The sequence below is a fragment of the Roseovarius arcticus genome, assembly GCF_006125015.1.
Lineage (GTDB): Bacteria > Pseudomonadota > Alphaproteobacteria > Rhodobacterales > Rhodobacteraceae > Roseovarius > Roseovarius arcticus.
This window is the reverse complement of record NZ_SZZN01000001.1, coordinates 1,016,062-1,033,781: the sequence shown is the minus strand read 5'-3', so window position 1 is coordinate 1,033,781 and position 17,720 is coordinate 1,016,062. Positions and strand designations below refer to the sequence as shown.

21 protein-coding genes and 1 other RNA gene are annotated in these 17,720 nt (G+C 61.8%); 4 read left to right on the top strand and 18 right to left on the bottom strand.

The genetic code is table 11. From position 1 onward, the window contains the following. Nucleotides 1-3: 3 nt before the first annotated feature. The 6 genes from MK6180000_RS04950 to mgtE form a co-directional block, all read right to left on the bottom strand. A complete protein-coding gene (locus tag MK6180000_RS04950; protein WP_138933727.1) occupies nt 4-744 on the bottom strand; it encodes a YebC/PmpR family DNA-binding transcriptional regulator in 741 nt (246 codons plus the stop codon). 94 nt (nt 745-838) lie between these two features. Next, nucleotides 839-2,578 carry an SLC13 family permease gene (locus MK6180000_RS04945; protein ID WP_171054708.1) on the bottom strand — a complete coding sequence of 580 codons (1,740 nt, stop codon included), beginning with the start codon at nt 2,576-2,578 and terminating at the stop codon, nt 839-841. Nucleotides 2,579-2,635: 57 nt separating this feature from the next. Then, complete coding sequence (locus MK6180000_RS04940; protein ID WP_138933726.1) at nt 2,636-3,571, bottom strand: DMT family transporter; 936 nt, start codon at nt 3,569-3,571, stop codon at nt 2,636-2,638. Further along, nucleotides 3,568-4,380: a TIGR00282 family metallophosphoesterase gene (locus MK6180000_RS04935; RefSeq protein ID WP_138933725.1), complete on the bottom strand. Its 813-nt coding sequence runs from the start codon at nt 4,378-4,380 to the stop codon at nt 3,568-3,570. Before MK6180000_RS04935 ends, MK6180000_RS04940 begins: the two co-directional genes overlap by 4 nt. Before the next feature lie 201 nt (nt 4,381-4,581). After that, nucleotides 4,582-5,148: a 5-formyltetrahydrofolate cyclo-ligase gene (locus MK6180000_RS04930; protein WP_138933724.1), complete on the bottom strand. Its 567-nt coding sequence runs from the start codon at nt 5,146-5,148 to the stop codon at nt 4,582-4,584. Next, nucleotides 5,145-6,539 carry a magnesium transporter gene (mgtE, locus tag MK6180000_RS04925; protein WP_138933723.1) on the bottom strand — a complete coding sequence of 465 codons (1,395 nt, stop codon included), beginning with the start codon at nt 6,537-6,539 and terminating at the stop codon, nt 5,145-5,147. The genes MK6180000_RS04930 and mgtE overlap by 4 nt, the downstream gene beginning before the upstream one ends. A gap of 196 nt (nt 6,540-6,735) precedes the next feature. Here mgtE and MK6180000_RS04920 point away from each other — a divergent pair, with 196 nt between their 5' ends. Further along, nucleotides 6,736-7,002: a hypothetical protein gene (locus MK6180000_RS04920; RefSeq protein ID WP_138933722.1), complete on the top strand. Its 267-nt coding sequence runs from the start codon at nt 6,736-6,738 to the stop codon at nt 7,000-7,002. A gap of 16 nt (nt 7,003-7,018) precedes the next feature. On the opposite strand, the gene MK6180000_RS04915 is transcribed toward MK6180000_RS04920, so the two are convergent. The 3 genes from MK6180000_RS04915 to MK6180000_RS04905 all read right to left on the bottom strand — a co-directional run bounded on the left by MK6180000_RS04915 (nt 7,019) and on the right by MK6180000_RS04905 (nt 8,846). Next, the gene (locus MK6180000_RS04915; RefSeq protein WP_138933721.1) at nt 7,019-7,462 is read right to left on the bottom strand and encodes a CAP domain-containing protein; all 444 of its coding nucleotides are present in this window, start codon (nt 7,460-7,462) and stop codon (nt 7,019-7,021) included. Nucleotides 7,463-7,544: 82 nt separating this feature from the next. After that, on the bottom strand, nt 7,545-8,363 hold the full coding sequence (locus MK6180000_RS04910; protein ID WP_138933720.1) for an inositol monophosphatase family protein: 819 nt from the start codon (nt 8,361-8,363) through the stop codon (nt 7,545-7,547). Nucleotides 8,364-8,462: 99 nt separating this feature from the next. After that, nucleotides 8,463-8,846 (bottom strand): helix-turn-helix domain-containing protein, encoded by a 384-nt coding sequence (locus MK6180000_RS04905; protein ID WP_138933719.1) that lies wholly within the window; start codon nt 8,844-8,846, stop codon nt 8,463-8,465. 282 nt (nt 8,847-9,128) lie between these two features. On the opposite strand from MK6180000_RS04905, the gene MK6180000_RS04900 reads away from it, so the two are divergent. After that, nucleotides 9,129-10,091 (top strand): NADPH:quinone oxidoreductase family protein, encoded by a 963-nt coding sequence (locus MK6180000_RS04900; protein WP_138936345.1) that lies wholly within the window; start codon nt 9,129-9,131, stop codon nt 10,089-10,091. 16 nt (nt 10,092-10,107) lie between these two features. Here MK6180000_RS04900 and MK6180000_RS04895 read toward each other — a convergent pair whose 3' ends face one another. Beyond that, nucleotides 10,108-10,977, bottom strand: a complete 870-nt coding sequence (locus tag MK6180000_RS04895) for a LysR family transcriptional regulator (protein ID WP_138933718.1) — start codon at nt 10,975-10,977, stop codon at nt 10,108-10,110. 122 nt (nt 10,978-11,099) lie between these two features. Between MK6180000_RS04895 and MK6180000_RS04890 the strand changes: the two genes are divergently transcribed. Continuing rightward, a complete protein-coding gene (locus MK6180000_RS04890) occupies nt 11,100-11,309 on the top strand; it encodes a DUF1127 domain-containing protein (protein ID WP_246040435.1) in 210 nt (69 codons plus the stop codon). 159 nt (nt 11,310-11,468) lie between these two features. Continuing rightward, nucleotides 11,469-12,188, top strand: a complete 720-nt coding sequence (locus MK6180000_RS04885) for a Bax inhibitor-1/YccA family protein (protein WP_138933716.1) — start codon at nt 11,469-11,471, stop codon at nt 12,186-12,188. A 101-nt stretch (nt 12,189-12,289) separates the two neighbouring features. Here MK6180000_RS04885 and MK6180000_RS04880 read toward each other — a convergent pair whose 3' ends face one another. From MK6180000_RS04880 to MK6180000_RS04845, 8 genes are all read right to left on the bottom strand, one after another. After that, entirely contained in the window at nt 12,290-12,913 is a 624-nt protein-coding gene (locus MK6180000_RS04880; protein ID WP_138933715.1) for a hypothetical protein, read from the bottom strand. A gap of 110 nt (nt 12,914-13,023) precedes the next feature. Beyond that, complete coding sequence (rpmG, locus tag MK6180000_RS04875; protein ID WP_007204264.1) at nt 13,024-13,191, bottom strand: 50S ribosomal protein L33; 168 nt, start codon at nt 13,189-13,191, stop codon at nt 13,024-13,026. Between the two features lie 222 nt (nt 13,192-13,413). After that, nucleotides 13,414-13,841, bottom strand: an RNA gene (gene rnpB, locus MK6180000_RS04870) — RNase P RNA component class A. A gap of 11 nt (nt 13,842-13,852) precedes the next feature. Next, nucleotides 13,853-14,569: an N-acetylmuramoyl-L-alanine amidase gene (locus MK6180000_RS04865; RefSeq protein WP_246040434.1), complete on the bottom strand. Its 717-nt coding sequence runs from the start codon at nt 14,567-14,569 to the stop codon at nt 13,853-13,855. Nucleotides 14,570-14,587: 18 nt separating this feature from the next. Beyond that, entirely contained in the window at nt 14,588-15,307 is a 720-nt protein-coding gene (locus MK6180000_RS04860) for a hypothetical protein (protein WP_246040433.1), read from the bottom strand. Between the two features lie 45 nt (nt 15,308-15,352). Further along, nucleotides 15,353-16,840: an Asp-tRNA(Asn)/Glu-tRNA(Gln) amidotransferase subunit GatA gene (gene gatA / locus MK6180000_RS04855; RefSeq protein WP_138933713.1), complete on the bottom strand. Its 1,488-nt coding sequence runs from the start codon at nt 16,838-16,840 to the stop codon at nt 15,353-15,355. Continuing rightward, nucleotides 16,840-17,127, bottom strand: coding sequence for an Asp-tRNA(Asn)/Glu-tRNA(Gln) amidotransferase subunit GatC (gene gatC / locus MK6180000_RS04850; protein ID WP_138933712.1), 288 nt, complete (start codon nt 17,125-17,127; stop codon nt 16,840-16,842). Before gatC ends, gatA begins: the two co-directional genes overlap by 1 nt. Nucleotides 17,128-17,255: 128 nt before the next feature. Continuing rightward, complete coding sequence (locus MK6180000_RS04845; protein WP_138933711.1) at nt 17,256-17,708, bottom strand: nucleoside deaminase; 453 nt, start codon at nt 17,706-17,708, stop codon at nt 17,256-17,258. Between the last annotated feature and the right edge of the window lie 12 nt (nt 17,709-17,720).

Here is a 17,720-nt window from a genome sequence, read left to right as displayed (position 1 = left end):
GGCCTAGAGCTGTTCCATCACCTCGTCGGACGCCTCGAAGTTGGTCGTGACGCGCTGCACGTCATCGTCATCCTCCAGGGCATCAATCAGCTTCATCAGCTTCTGCATCGCCTCCAGATCCATTTCGGTCGTCGTCACTGGCCGAAATGCGAGACGTGTCGCCTCGCTCTCTCCCAACTCTGCCTCCAGTGCGGTCGATACCTCATTGAGGTCGGTATCGGCGCACCAGACGGTATGCCCGTCCTCGCCCGATTCAACATCCTCGGCGCCTGCCTCAATCGCGGCCATCATGACGGTATCGGCATCGCCAACATCGGCAGGATAAACCACCTCGCCCTTACGCTCGAACATGAAGCCGACGCTGCCCGTCTCGCCCAGATTTCCGCCATTCTTGGCGAAGGTGCTGCGCACCGTGCTGGCGGTGCGATTGCGATTATCGGTCATCGCCTCAACAATGACGGCGACGCCGTTGGGGCCATAGCCCTCATAGCGAATTTCCTCGTAATCCTCGCTATCGCCGATCTGGGATTTTTTGATCGCGCGGTCGATCACATCCTTGGGCACCGATTGCGTCTTGGCCTCTTTGACGGCCATGCGCAAACGTGGGTTTTTTTCGGGATCGGGGTCGCCCATCTTTGCAGCGACGGTGATTTCCTTACTCAGCTTCGAGAATAGCTTGGCGCGCACAGCGTCTTGCCGCCCCTTGCGATGCTGAATATTTGCCCATTTGGAGTGGCCGGCCATAAAGGCTCCTTAAATCTATCACGTTTGTTTGGCGTCTCTATAATGCAGGCGCGGTGATACGCGCAAGCCGGGCTTAGAGGCGCCTCGCCGCCCTCTACAGCGGCCAGATAAGCGGAATAATCGCGGATGCCAGCAGCCCAACGCTCAGGTTCAGGGGCACGCCGATGCGTAAAAAATCGGTAAATCGATAGCCGCCAGGGCCGTAGACCAGCGTGTTGGTCTGGTACCCGATGGGCGTGGCAAAGCTAGCGCTGGCAGCGACCATGACCGCCACGACCAGAGGGCGCGGATCGATCCCCATGGCAGTCCCCAGCCCGATGGCAATTGGCGTAACGACGACGGCAACCGCATTATTGCTGATCATCTCGGTCAGCACGGAGGTAAGCAGATAGACCGAATATATCACAAGAACACCCGGTAGCAGTAACAGCGACGGCGCGACGGCGCCCACAATCAACGCGACCGCGCCGCTTTCCTCCAACGCCGCACCGATGGCCAGCATGGAGAAAATCAGCGCCAGCAGCCGTCCGTCAACAAAGGAGAACGCCTCATCCGCGTCGATGCAGCGCGCGAGCAGGACTGCGGCGACCGCCACAACCGCCAGCGCAAGAATGGGCGCCACGCCCAACCCGGCCAGCGCGACGATGGCGATCAGCGCGGCGATGGCGAGGGGCGCATGGCCCCGCCGATACGCGCGCGCCGACGGCTGCGAGACATCGACCATATCCATTTCCGAGGCTAAGCGCTTAATATCCTCGGGTGCGCCTTCCAGTAGCAATGTGTCGCCAATCTTGACGATCAGGCTGTCGAGCTGCCTGCCGATATTCTGATTTCGACGGTGCACTGCCAGCGGATAGACACCGTAACGCCGCCGCAGGCGTAGCGAGCCCAGCGAGCGTCCCACCATTTTGCAACCCGGCGTGATCAGCACCTCAACGGTCGAGGTCTCAACAGCCGAAAGCTGATCGACGCGGCGCAAACTTTTGTCATTTTGCAGGCTCAACAGTTCTGTCATCTGCGTGCGCAAAACGATCAGATCACCCACCTCTAGCGTGACACCCGACAAATCGCGGCGCAGCGATTGATCGCCCCGCACCACGTCGATCAGGCGCACACCCTCACGCTTGAACAGTTGCACGCCCGAAACCTCGCGCCCGATCAGGTTGCTTTCGGGGGGAATTACGGCCTCCGTAAAGAATTTCATCCGGCTGCGGTCGGACAGCATGTCAGCCATGCTGTCGCGGTGCGGCAAGAGCATTGGCCCGATGAAGCGCAGGTAGAACATGCCCCAAACCACCAGCACAGCAGCCAGCGGTGTGATCTCGAATATGCCGAACGGCTCTAATCCTTGCGCGCGGGCCACACCGTCGACCAGCAGGTTCGTCGAGGTTCCGATCAGCGTCAACGTACCCCCGAGGATCGCAGCATAGCTGAGCGGGATCAGCAGGCGCGAGGCCGAGATCTTCATCGTGCGCGCAAGTTGAACAAAAACGGGGATCATAACGACCACCACCGGCGTGTTGTTCATCACGGCAGAGCCAAAGATGACAAGCCCCAGCATCATACCTACAGCCAGCTTCGGATTGGTGCGCGCGTGGCGATCGGCGAGCGACGTAAACGCCTCTAACGCGCCGGTGCGCACCAGCGCGCCCATGATGATGAACATCACCGCAATGGTCCACGGCGCCGGGTTCGACAGCACGTTTAGCGCGGCATCATAGGGCAAAAGGCCCAGCGCCAGCATCGCGGCGGCCCCCGCCAGGGCCACCACCTCGGTCGGATACACCTCGCGGATGAAGAAAAAGAACATCACCCCGACAACGCCCAGCGTCATCGCCGCCTGCGCAGACTGTGATAGATCGAGATATGCGATCACGTATGGACCTGCTTTCTATGAGTTCAGGCTATCGTCGCCGATGGGTTGCACCGGCGCAAGCTGAGACGCCGACCGTCGGGGTTGAACCATGGCGATGCCGATCATCATGATTCCCAGTGCGACCCAGACCCAGACGGCGTATCGCTCGTGTAGCAGTAGCATCGACCATAGGACGCCGCAGCCGGTGACCAGATAACTGGTCTGCGCGGCGAACACCGACCCTGCCCGGCCGACCAGCCAGACATAGACGGCATAGACCAGCCCGTGGATCGCTGCCGACGCGACCAGTGCCCCCTCAGCCGCGCCAAAGCTGTCCATAGGATTAATCCACTGGCCCGTAACTACCGCCAGTGGCAACGTAATGGCCATGCCCAGCAGCGCCGCGCCCAGAATGGCCTGCATCGGATCTAGCCCTTGGGTGCCCCATTTCGCCACTAGATTACCCTCGGTTGCGTATAGCAGCGGCGCCATCAGGGCGACGGGTATAAACGCGGCCATGGCCCGCTCAGGCAGGCTGGCATCGGGACCAATTAACAGCAATATGCCCGCAATCCCAAAGCTGAGGCCCAGCACGCGGCGCCATGCAAACGTCTCGTTCCCCAGCGCCAGCGCAATGGGCAACGAAAAGAGCGGCACACTGGAGATGATGATCGCCATTATTCCGCCCGGCAGTCTGGCTGCCGCAAGATAAAAGAATATGTCGGGCAACACCGCACCGCACAGCGCGATAACCGCATAGAGCCGCCAGTACTGTGTGCCCAGCTCCAGCCGCCTACGGCGCACGGCGCAGATTGCGCCCAAAAGGGCAACGATCACGACCTCTTGCCAGAAAATTAGGCCCAATGGCTGGTGGCCGGTGCTGACCGCGATCTTGGCCAGTGGCACGCTCAGGCCCCAGCCCATTCCCATCACCAACAGGACCGCGTAGGGGCCCAGATCGCGCGCGCTCATGGCCCTGCCTGCGCCAGGCGCCCTCCTTGGCGGACCATCTCGATGCGGGTGGCGCGGCCAGTGCGATCGTCGGTCTCAATATAGACGCCCGATAGCGTGACTTCGGCCATCGCGGGTGCGAAGCGGCCTTTGGGCATTCCCGTGACGAAGCGGCGCAAAGGCTCGTCCTTTTCCATGCCGATAACGCTATTGTAATCGCCGCACATTCCCGCGTCACTGAGGTAGGCGGTGCCGCGCGGCAATACCTGGGCATCGGCAGTCGGGATATGTGTGTGCGTGCCAACAACTAGAGACGCGCGCCCGTCGCAAAAATGGCCGACGCCCATCTTCTCGCTTGTCGCCTCGCAGTGAATGTCAACGATGGCGGCCTGCACGGCCCCGCCCAGAACATGAGCGCGCAAAACGGTATCAAGCGCCGAGAACGGATCATCAAACGGCCGCTTCATGAACACCTGCCCCAGCACTTGCGTCACCAGCACCTTGCGCCCGCGCGCATCGGTGAAAACACGGTGGCCCCGGCCCGGCGCGCCCTTGGCAAAGTTTAGCGGGCGGATGATGCGCGGCTCGCCCTCAATCGCGCGCAGCATGTCCTTTTGATCGAACGCGTGATCGCCCAGAGTGACGCAATCGGCGCCCGCGTCGAGAATGCCGCGTGCGTGTTCCCCGCTCAGGCCCATGCCGCCGGTCGCATTCTCGCCGTTAACCACGACGAAATCGAGGCCCCAATCGGCACGCAGCCGCGGCAGCGTTTCCGCAATCGCCCGGCGCCCACCGCGCCCCATTACATCGCCCAAGAAAAGTAGCTTCATAGCGTGAGGTTTAGGGCGCGAGGTTGCCACGCGCAAGGGTGCACCGCACAGCGCACGCTGCTTGGCCAGCGGTGTGATCTGGGTATCGGAACCGATCTGAAGGACGGGCCGTTGCCCGCATCTTCTTGCCGTAAAATATCCCCGCCGGAGGCATCCTCAATGGCAACGAAGCGGAACCATATCAAGGTGGCGCGTCATCGCTCAGCCCGGCTGGAATTCGATTATCTCGCGCTCCGTTACGATCATGTCCAGCGGCTGATCTGTCGGCTCCAGCGGCAGGTCCTCTGCCTCTTGCGCGGAATAGGCATAGCCAATGGCCAGTACGGCGCCGCGCGCGCGCAGCCTCTCCAGTGTACGGTCGTAAAAGCCGCCGCCGTATCCCAGTCGCCCGCCAGCACGGTCAAACGCAACCAGCGGCACAATCAGGACTTGAGGTGTGATGAAATCTTCGACTTCAGGGACGCGCGCGCCGAACGGCCCGTCCTTCATCGCGCCGCCGGGTGTCCAGCGTGAAAAGGCCAATGGCTGGCCTGCGCCCACAATCACTGGCACGCAAACAGGCCCGCGCGAGGCCGCCTCCTCCATCGCGGGTAGTGGATCTATTTCTGTGCGCATGGGCATGTAACCTGCCAAAGGTGCGCCGCGATATCCGGCCAGCACTTCCGACAAATGCGCGGCTGATGCACCGGTGCGTGCGGCATGGGCAGCAGCGCGGCGTATAAACGCCGCCTTGCGCGCCGCTAGCTTGATCGCGGCCAGATCGCTCACAGCAGAAACAGCGCGGCAAGCCCGAGAAACGCGAGGAAACCGACGATATCCGTAACCGTCGTCACAAACGCGCCCGAGGCAAGCGCAGGATCAATACCTGCCTTTTCCAGCAGCACAGGGATGCCGGTGCCGGCGAGGCCCGCAACGACAAGGTTAATTACCATTGCCGTCCCGATAACATAGCCCAGCGCCGGGCTGCCAAACCAGATAACGCCAATGATGCCCATCACAACCGCAAAGATCAGACCATTGATCAGCCCTACCGTCACCTCGCGCCGGATAACCCGCCAAACGTTTGACCCGGTCAAGTCGCGCGTGGCGATTGCCCGAACCGAGACTGTCAGGCTTTGCGTGCCCGCATTGCCGCCCATTGACGCGACGATCGGCATCAAAACGGCAAGCGCTACGAACCCGGCAATGGTCGCCTCGAACTGGGCGATTACCAGCGAAGCAAGGATGGCCGTGACGAGGTTAACCGCCAGCCAAGGGAAGCGTTGCTTGGTCGTCTCAAAGAAATTGTCGTTCAGTCCACCCTCGCCGACGCCAGCGAGGCGCAGAATGTCCTCTTCGTGCTCTTCGTCCAGTACTGCCATCGCATCGTCGATGGTGATTACGCCGACAAGGCGGTCGTTCTCGTCTACGACCGGGGCCGAAATCAGGTGATACTGGTTGAACGCATAGGCGACATCGCCCTCGTCCTGCGCGACGGGGATGACGTGAAACGTATCCTCCACGAGGCTGGTCAGCATCACTTCGCGCCGCGAAGACATCAGTTTTCCCAGCGTTACGTTCCCGATCGGGTGCAGTTTGGGATCGACGAGCATGATGTGATAGAATTGCTCAGGCAGTTCGGTCTCATTGCGCATGAAATCAATGGCTTCGCCGACGTTCCAATGCTCCGGCGCCATCACGAATTCGCGCTGCATCAGGCGTCCGGCAGAGTATTCGGGATAGTTCAGGGACTGGCGCACCGCGATGCGGTCGCTGTCCTCCAGCACCTCAAGAATGGCGTTCTGCTGGTCGTCCTCCAGGTCTTCGACCAGATCGACCACGTCGTCGCTGTCCAGCTCGCGCACGGCGACGGCCAGAACCTCGGGGCTGAGATAGTTCAGCACCTCTTCGCGGATCGACTCGTGTAGCTCTGACAGGATATCGCCGTCGAATTCGTCGCCATAAAGCTCGATTACGCGGCGGCGATCGAAGGCGCTGATTTGCTCAAGAAGGTCGGCGATGTCGGCCGGGTGCAATGGCTCCATCTCGGCGATCAGGGCGTCGCGGTCTCCATTGTCGACCGCATGGATGATACGCGCAACAGCGTGCCGATCCAGATCGTAGGTGTCGTCGCGCTCGTCCTCAACGGGTGCGTCGGGGGTGGTATCTTCTTGGCTCATCAGTCCCCCATTTCGTGTCCAATATTGCGGCCCTAGCGCGCAGCAGTAAGCGCACATCGCGCGAAAAACAATGCGTTTTGACGCCTGGCTTAGTCGCAAACGGGCAAGATTCCTAAAAATTTACGGCCCGCACCGCCGTCCACTCGTCAACAGGTAGTGGCGCGCTAACTCGTGACAATAGCCAGGAGACCTGACCATGCAAAACACACCCATCCCCGTTCCTTCGTCTCATCATATGGCCCGCCATCTGAGCGACGCGGTCAGTGCCATCGATGCGCAATTCGGCGATAGCTATGCCGCCAATCACCCTGAGCTAGTTGCGGCGTTGGTGCAATCTGCAACGATAGAGTCGGCGGTCGCCACCGTGCGCGGTGCGCATGACGAGGCGCTTAGTCTGGCGCGCAGTCTGACGTCGCAAATCTGCGAGACGCTGCTGCGGCTCAAGCCCAAATTCTTTGGCTGATAGGCAGCCTAAGCACTCAGCACCCGGGCCGACCCAGCACCATCACCCATATGTCGCCGGGGGCACGAACCAGCGCGAACTCCTGCGCGCCATCGCTCAGGATATTGCGACGGTGCCCGGTCGAGCCCATCCAGCCATCCAGCACTTGGCCCAAACCGCCCTGCCCTTTGGCGATGTTTTCAGCGATAAAGCAAAATCCGTACCCGGCGGCGCGGGCACGATCGCCAATGCCAAGGCCATTCGATCCGGTATGACTGAAAAACCCGTTCGCCTGCATATCGCTGGCATGGGCCGCCGCCGCCTGCGTCAGTCCCGCACTCGGCGAAAGCGGCCCGAGGCCGTTGCGCGCGCGGATCTCGTTCAACTGCGGGCCTGCGGCGGCGGCCATATCCTCGACCGCCTGTGCAGCGAGCGGCGCGGCGCAGGCGAGGGCGAGGCAGATGGCCAGAATGAAGCGCATGATGTGACCTCCGCAGAATACCGTGTTGGGGAAGACGTTAACCAATCCGGCCCATCCAGACCAGCGCGGAATCAGCGCTTGGTCAGGCCACATCGCCCAAGATTGCCAGCGCCGCTGCGTGCTGCACCGCACCTGCGGCTGCAACGACGCGCCCGCCGCTATGCGCAGGGGCGCCCTGCCAATCAGTAACAATGCCGCCTGCCGCCTCAATTACCGCGATGGGCGCGCAAATGTCGTAGGCATTCAGGCCCGCCTCAATGACCAGATCGATCTGCCCCATCGCCAGCAGAGCATAGGCATAGCAATCATAGCCATACCGCACCATGCGCGCACTGCCTGCAACGCTGGCAAATGCTGCGCCCTCGCCGGGCGTGCCGACTGTTGGAAAAGTGGTCATTACCGTCGCCTCGGCCAATGGCCGCGATCCACGAACGCGCAGGGCCCGCGCGCCCAGCGGCCCTGTCATGTCCGACCGGCCCAGCCCGCCTTCGAACCGTTCGGCCATGTAGGGCTGGTCGATTATGCCGTAAATCGGGCCGGATGCGTCGACCGCCGCGATCAGGACACCCCATGTCGGCGTACCTGCCAAGAAGCCGCGCGTGCCGTCGATCGGGTCCAGTACCCATGTCAGGCCACTCGTGCCCGCTTGCGCGTCGAACTCTTCGCCGACGATCGCATCATTGGGGCACATACGGCGCAAAACGTCGCGCATCGCTATCTCTGCGGCGCGGTCTGCGGCTGTTACCGGATCAAAATCGCTTTCGGTGGCCGAGCCGGGCGCGTATTTATTCTCGGCTGTCAGAGTATCCAGCCGAAAATAGGGCAGAATGGCAAGGCGCGCCGCATCCGCAGCCGCATGGGCGGCGCCTATAATCTGCTCTGTTTGGGAGGGGTCGCGCATTGCAGGATCCTACTACCGCGTAATTGCGTCGTGGATAGGCCCGGCAGGCGCAGGTCGCAACCCCGATGATGATCGGAGCCGCGACCCGTAAGGCGACGTCTAGGCGACGTCGCTGAGAACGCGCGCCAGATCGAACAAGCGACGGCGCTGGTTTTCGGGAATTGCGTAGTAGGAGCGCACCAAGTCCAGCGCTTCCTTATCGCCGAGCAGGTCCGCAGGACCGCCGCGTGCGGCATGTACGGGCGCAGAGGCGGGCATCTCGGACGTTTCAATCCCCTCAAAGAAGAAGCCGACACCGACCTCCATCGCGCCTGCAATATCCCAAAGCCGCGACGCGCTGACCCGATTGGCCCCCGTCTCATACTTTTGGATTTGCTGGAATTTGATGCCGACACTCTCTGCCAGCTGCTGCTGCGTCATGCCGGCCAGCCAGCGCCGGTGCCGAATTCGCTTACCAACATGTACGTCAACGGGATGGGGCATATTCAAATCCTTGTTTTTCTATCAGGCGTTTAACCGGCGATCCTGACCTTATGGCATAAAATATATGCGCGCGTTCCCGCCGAAAACACAATATTTAATACCGTCAAATGATTAACAGCGACGCCAAATTATACAAGTATTTTATACGCGATAGGCTGTTTGATCATATTTTTATCAATTATACCGTGTGGTGCGGGAGTTTGCGCAACATCCTTCGGTGCGGTAAATCAGCGGTGGGTGCGACCATCTCGCGCTGGTAAACGGGGGACTTCGCCGGTGACGATTCGCGCCTTTCGGGTCATATCGCATGATGTGGCCCCCACGATTGAGACATTACCGTTACCGCAACCTGGCCCCGGCCAGATGCGGGTGCGCGTACATGCCTGTGGCCTAAACTTCGCTGATCTGCTGATGATCTCGGGCCGCTACCAAGATACTCCCGCCCTGCCCTTTACCCTCGGGATGGAAGTATCGGGCGTTGTTGATGCGCTGGGGGATGGCGTCAGTGGCCCCGCGCCCGGTACGCGGGTTTCGGTCTATGGCGGGCAAGGCGGGCTGGCTGACTATGCTTGTTTCGATGCAGCGCGCGCTGTGGTTCTGCCGGACGCAATGACGCACGAGGCCGCCGCCGCTTTTCAGATCGCATACGGCACATCGCATCTGGCGCTGGCACACCGTGCCCGGCTACAGCCCGGCGAGACGCTGCTAGTGTTGGGCGCGGCAGGCGGCGTAGGTGCGGCTGCGGTCGAAATCGGGCATGCTATGGGCGCGCGCGTCATCGCCTGCGCCAGCGGCGCGGCCAAGCTGGAGGCGGCCCGCGCCGCTGGGGCAGACCACCTGATCGACGCCGAGACGGACGATATCCGTGCAGCCTGCAAAGCCTTTGGCGGGGTTGATGTGGTATACGACCCCGTCGGCGGCGACCAGTTCAAGGCTGCATTTCGCGCTTGCCGGCCCGAGGCGCGCATCCTGTCCATTGGATTTGCCAGCGGGGACGTGCCGCAAATCCCGGCCAACCACCTCTTGGTCAAAAACCTGACCGTTATGGGCCTTTATTGGGGGGGCTACATGTCCTTTGCACCCGATATTCTGACCGCATCCCTCGCCACGTTGCTAGAGTGGACGGCGGCGGGCCGCATCGCACCCCGCGCCCACCATAGCTATCCACTGGACCGCGCGATGGAAGGCCTGGAGATGCTGCGCACCCGGCGTTCTACCGGCAAGATCGTGGTGACGATGCAATAACTGCACGTTGGCCGGATCAGGACGCGATCGCCAGTGCCGCACCGCCAAATCCCTGCCGCACGACGTTTGCCAGCTGCGTCACTAGTTCGTTTCGCGGCATGGCGGCCCCGTACATATTGATCTTTTGCATACCCAGATCCGGCAGGCCGGCCGCGTGTGGTATCGCCTCCAGATGGTGCGGCGCGGTCCCCTCCAGCATACTGGTCACGGCGAGATCGGCGCTGACCGTCGCTTCAATCGCGCCGTCCGAGTCCGAATCAATGGCGCTCTCCCACGCGATCCCGGCGGCGTCCAAAAGGCGGATCGCATCCGGACGAAACAGGCAATTGCGGCAGGTCGCGATTCTGAGGGGACGCTGGCGGGCCGCGATACCGCCCGGCGCACCGTAAAAGCGCAGTGGCGCCTCGGTCAGCGTCTCACCGCCGGGGCCAGTTGCGGTCTCAGTCGTCAGAATCAGGTCGACCTCGCCCTTGCCATGCAGCTCCATGAGCAGGGTGGAATAGAGCGATTTCAAATGCACCCGCACCCGCGGAAAGGCCGCGTTAAACTGTTTTAGCACGCGGGGGATCACCGGATGGATGATGTCATGCGGCACGCCGAACGTCACCTCGCCCTCCCAAACCTGATCGGTCAGGCGGCCGACCACCTCGTCGTTCAGCGCCACAAGGCGGCGCGCATAGCCCAACATCTGCTCGCCCGATGGTGTCAGCGCGATGCGCCGCCCGCTACGATCCAGCAGGCCGAGGCCCAGCAGGTCCTCCAGCCGTTTGAGCTGCATCGAGACGGCAGATTGCGTCAGGTTCAGCATGGCGGCAGCCCGTGTGACGCCGCCTTGATCGGCAACCGCGACGAACGAGCGCAAGGTCGTCATGTCAAGATTTCTCATTGATCACTATCCTTGATGTATTAGCACATAAACATTCATTTCCAATACTCACCCTATTCAGGCACAAATATCAATAGATGAAATATTAACCACAAAACATATCACCAAAAAGGATGCCTGACATGTCCACGCTTGCACATAACTGCCCCATGACCGCCAAGCGCACCTTGCGCCTCAGCACGGTCATCACCCTCGCCCGCTCGCGCCGGGCATTGGCAGGTCTGGACAATGCGGCACTGCGCGACGTTGGCCTGACGCCGAGCGAAGCCCGCATTGAGGCTCGCCGTCCCTTCTGGGATCTGCCCCGCGCATGGCGTGGGGGCGGTTGCTGAAAAATGGCGGCACCAAACCTAGCGGCGGACCGCCAACGCGATCCGCCCTGCCAACATTGTACAACCGGTTACGATAACACTTGAAAAGGCGGGCCCGGCCCCCGATATTAAGCGCAAAGCTCTGCTATGGAGCCCAGCTTTATTAACACGGAGGCACAGATGGCTGACTTAAATACGATCCGGACAGCGGGCGGAACCCGCACAGTCGAGATCGATCAGGGGCTACGCGCCCATATGAACAAGGTGTATGGCACCATGTCGGTCGGCATGTTGCTGACCTTCCTGACAGCGTGGGCCGTGGGCAATAACGCCTACATGATGGAGACACTGTTCACCGGCATCACCCGGTGGGTCGTCATGTTCGCGCCGTTGATCATGGTCTTTGCGTTCGGTGCGGTCATAAACAAGCTGTCGGCAGCCGCTGCGCAGCTGTTTTTCTATGCCTTCGCGGCCGTCATGGGCGTGTCGATCAGCTATATTTTCATCGTCTTCACCGATTTCTCGATCGCTCAAGTTTTCCTGACCACAGCCGTCGCCTTTGCTGGTCTGTCCCTCTGGGGCTACACCACTAAAAAGGACATTTCGGGCTGGGGCAGCTTCCTGATCATGGGCGTCATCGGCTTGATCGTGGCATCGATCATCAACATCTTCCTCGGCTCACCGGCGATCATGTTTGCGATCTCGATCATCGGTGTGCTGATTTTTGCGGGCCTCACCGCCTACGACACGCAGTCGATCAAGAATGAGTATCTGGCGCACGCGCATCACGGCGATAGCGAGTGGCTGGGCAAGTCGGCGATCATGGGCGCCCTGCGCCTCTACCTCGACTTCATCAACATGTTCATGTTCCTGCTGCAGTTGATGGGCAACCGCAACTAATTCGGGACCTCACCGCGACATGGCCAAGGCCGACCTTCGGGTCGGCCTTTTTCGTTTGCGGGGGGCGGCGCAGATGCGGCGCGCTCGATGTTTCGATTGGCCTAGAGGGTTCGCGCAGCGGCGGCCGCCAGCAGTCTAACGCGGAGGGCAGGTGCATCAGCGACGTTCTCAAAAAGGATCGGCATGATGATCCGGCCCCATAGCACTGGCCATCCGGGATGCGCCAATCCGGCGCCAAACGGCTGAACCGTTTCTGCAGACAAGGAAGAGCCGACACGGATAGAGCTGAGCGGGCGTCCGGGCAAAATTGGATAGACCCCTCCCGGATCCAAAGGGCAGGACACAAAATAGAGACCATCGCGCAGCCGGACGTCGCGCCCGCGCCGACAGACAATCGCACGCCTGTCAGTGATGGCGTAGTGAAGTTTGCTCAGCACAAATTGACGTTGAGAGGCCATAAAGGCTGCCCACAGTGCGAATATCGCCGTAACTGCCGCATAGATCGTGATCGCGTCCGTCTTATCAAAACGTCCCTCAGTTGGCATGAAGGCTAAACTGATCCACATCGCAACGACCCCAGTGATCATGCTTGCATACCAAACTGGCTCATGCCCGACTATTTGCAGCAACGCCCGACCGTATTCTGGCCGTCCCGTCCAGAGCAGCGCCTCGCCCTCCTCAAGCGTTTCGGTCCAGTCCGGTGCCCATGCCTTTGCCTTATCCATCCCGCTTCACCCTTTCGTGCCGCGCGTCATTCTCTACTCTTCGTAGCGCCAGACGAAAAAAGGCCGCACCCTGCGGTACGGCCCTTTGATCTCTCAAGCGTAGGCAGATCTTACTTGATCTTGCCTTCCTTGTATTCGACATGCTTGCGCACAACGGGATCATACTTTTTGATCGCCATCTTTTCGGTCATCGTGCGAGCGTTTTTCTTGGTCACGTAGAAGTGGCCCGTGCCCGCGGTCGAATTCAGGCGGATCTTGATTGTGGTCGGCTTCGCCATTTGTCATCTCCTGCGCCGGGCAGCCGGGCTGCCGGTGTATACATTTCCTTGCCTTTTAACGCCGCCGCCCCCCGAGTCAACCGCATTGCGACATTCGCAGGGGCGCCGGCCCCGGTTTTTTCCGGGTCCAAATAGTTTGATCGCCGCACTATCCCCTCGCGCCATGCCCGCACCAGCGTGCTTGGGCAGAATCTGCAGCATTTGCCGAACCCGGCCCCGTAAATGCGCGGAGGGCCTGTAAGCCGGATTCTGTCCAGAGCAGGCCGAAACCTGCCCCTGGATGGCCATTCATCTAAAGACGGTGTTACCACCGCCCCTTTGGCTGCCAACCCGGACCGCCGGGCCAAGACGTGCCTGCGGGCGGTATCGACCTTGGCCGACCTGCCCCGCGCGCGGTCCCTATTTGGCATTGCTCCCGGTGGGGCTTGCCGTGCCGGTGCTGTTGCCAGCCCCGCGGTGGGCTCTTACCCCACCGTTTCACCCTTACTCGTCTGGATTGCCGAAGCGCTCCTCAGAGAGGTTTGTTTTCTGTGGCGCTTTCCCTTGGGTTACCCCAGCCGGGCGTTACCCGGCACCGTTGTCTTGTGGAGTCCGGACTTTCCTCCCGCAGCAGGTTTGCACCTACCACAAGCGGCCATCCGGCCCTCCGCGCGAGGCCCAGTTAAGCGCCCCGAGTTCCCCGGTCAACGCCAAAGAGCGCGGCGATATCCGCCAGCACAGCCATATCGGCGGCCCCTAGCGGCCCGCGCGCCCATGGCCGCCAGCGCAGACGCATGGCGGCCAGCACATCCGCGTCGGTAAATTCGGCGCCATAGCCCACCTGCCGGGCCAGATCGCGAAACGCAGGCAGTTCGGCAGTCCGGCCTGCCTCAGGCCAGATTCCGAAGCCGCGAAGCGCCAAGCGGCGCCAATCGAAATGCGGGCCGGGGTCGTCCTTGCGGTCAGGCGCAACGTCTGAATGGCCGATGATGCGCTCGGGCGGGATATGCCAGCGCGCTATGATGCCATGCATCAACCGCTCCAGCATATGCATCTGCGGCTCGGGGAACGGATGATTGCCGTTATTTGCCAGCTCAATCCCGATTGAGCGGGAGTTGATGTCGCGCACATCACCCCAGATCCCCTGCCCCGCGTGCCACGCGCGCTGCGCCTCGTCCACCAGTTGCCACAGGCGGCCGTCCTCCGCGATCACGTAGTGGCACGACACCTGAGCCACCGGATCGCACAGACGCGCCACAGCAGCCTCGGCGCTAGACATATTCGTGAAATGAATCAGCAGGATGTCAGGGCGCACGCTGTCGCGGCGGCCGCCACAGTTGGGCGATGGGTGCCAGACTACTTCGGGCAGGTCGCTATGGGTCACACCTTGGCTGGGCACGGGATACGCGGCCCGCGACTAGCCACCCGCCTTGCGGAACGGGCGCGGATCCCACGAGCAGGCAAAGCCGTCGCCATCGGGGTCCAGCCCCAGACGGTCCCGCTCGGGCCCGCCTTTGGATAGAAACTCGATCTGCGCCATGTCAGGCCCGGAATAAGCTGCGCAGTTGCGCTCAAATTTTGACTGTTTGTTCAGCCCACCGCGCCGATAGATCTGGGTGCCCGGCGCGTGCTTGGTGCTGATGGCATAGGCGACGATATTCGGGCCCTCGCCGCCACTACGGCTGGGCAGCGCCTGAACCGACGCGACCTCATATTGCTGGCTCTGCGCCGCGACACGTGCGGCGTCGTCCTCGATTGAGCGGCTTTCGCTGACAGCGTCAAAGCTGTTCTCGGATGAAATACCAGTGCTGCTTGTGATCTGCGACGCGGAATTGGCGGGCGCGGTCTGAACGGTGGACCTGTTCGAATTGCTGGCCAGATCACTCGTGCCGGTACCTAGCGCCGCGCGGGTCTGCGCCGCGATGTCGTCACTGTCGTTACCGCCCAGAGGCGCGGAAGTCACCGCATCGGGTGCAGGCAATGCACCGCCCGCCAGCTGGGCATCACGCCGGGCCTGATATTCGTCATAGTTGCCAAATCCGACGCCCGCGCCGCTATCCGGCGCGCTGTCAGGGATGGAGGTGCCGCACGCGGCCACTCCGCCTAAGGCCAATGCCAAAAGGGCCGCACTCTTCATCGGGAATCGCATTTTACACTCGCTTCGCTTGGCTGATGGAGCGGACTACCACCATTTTTCCGGCTTGGCTACAAATCCGGCGGCACGCTCTAGCGCATAGGCGCAATTTAGCAGATCGCCTTCTTCCCACGGACGCCCGATCAGTTGCAGGCCCAAAGGCAGCCCGGCTGCATCCTGCCCCGCTGGAACAGAAATGCCCGGCAGGCCGGCAAGGTTCACCGTGACGGTAAAGACGTCGTTCAGATACATCTGCACCGGATCGGCGCTGGTCATCTCTCCCAAGCCGAACGCGGCGCTGGGGGTCGCAGGCGTCAGGATCGCATCAACGCCGGCCTCAAACACCTGCTCAAAGTCGCGCTTGATCAGGGTCCGCACTTTGCGCGCGCGGTTGTAATAGGCGTCGTAAAAGCCTGCTGACAGCACATAGGTACCGACCATCACGCGCCGCTGAACCTCGGCGCCAAAGCCTTCGGCGCGGGTTTTCTCATACATCTCGGTGATGCCGTCCCCCGGCGCCAGTTTGGCCCGGTGGCCGTACCGCACACCGTCATATCGCGCGAGGTTGCTGGACGCCTCGGCTGGCGCGATGACATAATAGGCGGGCAGCGCATATTTGGTATGCGGCAGGGAAATGTCGCGCACCTCCGCACCCGCATCCTTGAGCATCGCGGTGCCATCCGCCCACAGCTTCTCGATCTCGGGCGGCATTCCGTCCATGCGGTATTCTTTGGGAATACCGATCACCTTGCCACGCACATCACCCGACAGGGCGGCCTCAAAATCGGGTACCGGGATATCGGCGCTGGTGCTGTCCTTGGCGTCATGGCTGCACATTGCACCCAGCATGATCGCGGCGTCGCGCACGGTTTTCGTCATCGGCCCGGCCTGGTCCAGCGACGAGGCAAACGCGACGACGCCCCAGCGCGAGCAGCGCCCGTATGTCGGTTTGATACCGGTGATGCCAGTAAACGCGGCGGGCTGGCGGATCGACCCGCCGGTGTCGGTGCCGGTCGCGCCAAGGCACAGATCGGCGGCAACGGCGGCGGCGGACCCACCGGACGAGCCGCCAGGCGTCAACGGCGTATCGCTGCCTGCGCGGCGCCAAGGGTTGATCACGTTGCCATAAACGCTTGTCTCATTGGACGAGCCCATGGCGAACTCGTCCATGTTCAGCTTGCCCAGCATGACGGCGCCGGCATCCCACAGGTTCTGCGTCACGGTCGATTCGTATTCCGGAACAAACCCCTCAAGGATGCCGCTGGCCGCCTGCCCCGGCACGCCGCGCGTGCAAAACAGGTCTTTGATACCAAGGGGGATGCCACACATCGCGGGGGCATCGCCGTCCTTGAGCCGCGCATCGGCCGCTGCTGCCATTTCGCGCGCCTTGTCGGAGGTGTCATGCACAAACGCGTTCAGCGCACCCGCGCCCTCTATCGCGGTCAGGCAGGCGCCGGTCAGCTCGGCGCTGGTGACATCGCCCTTGCGCAGTGCGTCGCGCGCGTCCGCGATAGTCAGCTTGTTTAGCTCGGTCATTATTCCACCACCTTCGGCACCGCAAAGAACCCCTCGCGCGCATCCGGCGCGTTCGACAGAACCTTGGCCTGCTGATTGCCGTCCGTCACAGCGTCGGCGCGGCGCGGCAGGCGCATGGGCGTGACCGATACCATCGGCTCGACGCCGTCCACGTCCACTTCGCTCAGTTGCTCGATAAATCCAAGGATGGTGTTGAACTCCTCGGCAAGGGCGGGCAGCGCGTCCTCTTCGACGCGGATACGGGCCAATTTGGCCACGCGCGCGGCGGTGTTGGTGTCGATGGACATCGGGCGATCCTTCGGATTGGGGCGTTTGATCTGCGTTTAGCGCCCGCCCTGCACCAGTGCAAGTATCGGTGCGGGCGCGCTGACAGTCCGGCGCTGGAATAACTGCGCGAGAGCAGCGAAATCTGTGCCTAACCGCGCTTTGATGCGAAAAATGCCGTTAGAACTGCCGCACATTGATCGGCAGCAATCCCATCATACACCTCAGGCACGTGATGCGCCTGACTATGGGTGAACACCCGCGCACCGTGCAGTACGCCCCCCGATTTGGGATCGCTAGCACCGAAATAGACCGCCTTTAGCCGCGCGGCGGCAATGGCGGCGGCACACATCGCACATGGCTCCAGCGTGACATATAGGGTGTGGCCTGCCAGCCTTTCGCTGCCGGCGCCTGCACAGGCGGCACGGATGGCAAGGATCTCGGCATGGGCGGTGGGATCGTTCAACTCGCGCGTGCGATTGCCCGCCTGCGCGGCCACCTTTCCAGATGCATCCAGCAACACGGCGCCCACGGGCACCTCCCCGCGCAGCGCGGCGGCGCGCGCCTCGGCCAATGCGGCGTCCATGTGGCTGGTGAATTTCATGCACCCTTTGTT

Bases quoted from the DNA above. Each gene is read 5' to 3' on its own strand.
- MK6180000_RS04910 (WP_138933720.1), bottom strand. From the start codon at position 8,363: ATGCGCGACCCCTCCCAAACAGAGCAGATTATAGGCGCCGCCCATGCG.
- MK6180000_RS04880 (WP_138933715.1), bottom strand. From the start codon at position 12,913: ATGGATAAGGCAAAGGCATGGGCACCGGACTGGACCGAAACGCTTGAG.
- MK6180000_RS04890 (WP_246040435.1), top strand. From the start codon at position 11,100: ATGTCCACGCTTGCACATAACTGCCCCATGACCGCCAAGCGCACCTTG.
- MK6180000_RS04940 (WP_138933726.1), bottom strand. From the start codon at position 3,571: ATGAGCGCGCGCGATCTGGGCCCCTACGCGGTCCTGTTGGTGATGGGA.
- MK6180000_RS04860 (WP_246040433.1), bottom strand. From the start codon at position 15,307: ATGAAGAGTGCGGCCCTTTTGGCATTGGCCTTAGGCGGAGTGGCCGCG.
- rpmG (WP_007204264.1), bottom strand. From the start codon at position 13,191: ATGGCGAAGCCGACCACAATCAAGATCCGCCTGAATTCGACCGCGGGC.
- gatA (WP_138933713.1), bottom strand. From the start codon at position 16,840: ATGACCGAGCTAAACAAGCTGACTATCGCGGACGCGCGCGACGCACTG.
- MK6180000_RS04945 (WP_171054708.1), bottom strand. From the start codon at position 2,578: ATGACGCTGGGCGTTGTCGGGGTGATGTTCTTTTTCTTCATCCGCGAG.
- MK6180000_RS04905 (WP_138933719.1), bottom strand. From the start codon at position 8,846: ATGCCCCATCCCGTTGACGTACATGTTGGTAAGCGAATTCGGCACCGG.
- MK6180000_RS04935 (WP_138933725.1), bottom strand. From the start codon at position 4,380: ATGAAGCTACTTTTCTTGGGCGATGTAATGGGGCGCGGTGGGCGCCGG.
- MK6180000_RS04915 (WP_138933721.1), bottom strand. From the start codon at position 7,462: ATGCGCTTCATTCTGGCCATCTGCCTCGCCCTCGCCTGCGCCGCGCCG.
- MK6180000_RS04950 (WP_138933727.1), bottom strand. From the start codon at position 744: ATGGCCGGCCACTCCAAATGGGCAAATATTCAGCATCGCAAGGGGCGG.
- mgtE (WP_138933723.1), bottom strand. From the start codon at position 6,539: ATGAGCCAAGAAGATACCACCCCCGACGCACCCGTTGAGGACGAGCGC.
- gatC (WP_138933712.1), bottom strand. From the start codon at position 17,127: ATGTCCATCGACACCAACACCGCCGCGCGCGTGGCCAAATTGGCCCGT.
- MK6180000_RS04845 (WP_138933711.1), bottom strand. From the start codon at position 17,708: ATGAAATTCACCAGCCACATGGACGCCGCATTGGCCGAGGCGCGCGCC.
- MK6180000_RS04885 (WP_138933716.1), top strand. From the start codon at position 11,469: ATGGCTGACTTAAATACGATCCGGACAGCGGGCGGAACCCGCACAGTC.
- MK6180000_RS04920 (WP_138933722.1), top strand. From the start codon at position 6,736: ATGCAAAACACACCCATCCCCGTTCCTTCGTCTCATCATATGGCCCGC.
- MK6180000_RS04895 (WP_138933718.1), bottom strand. From the start codon at position 10,977: ATGAGAAATCTTGACATGACGACCTTGCGCTCGTTCGTCGCGGTTGCC.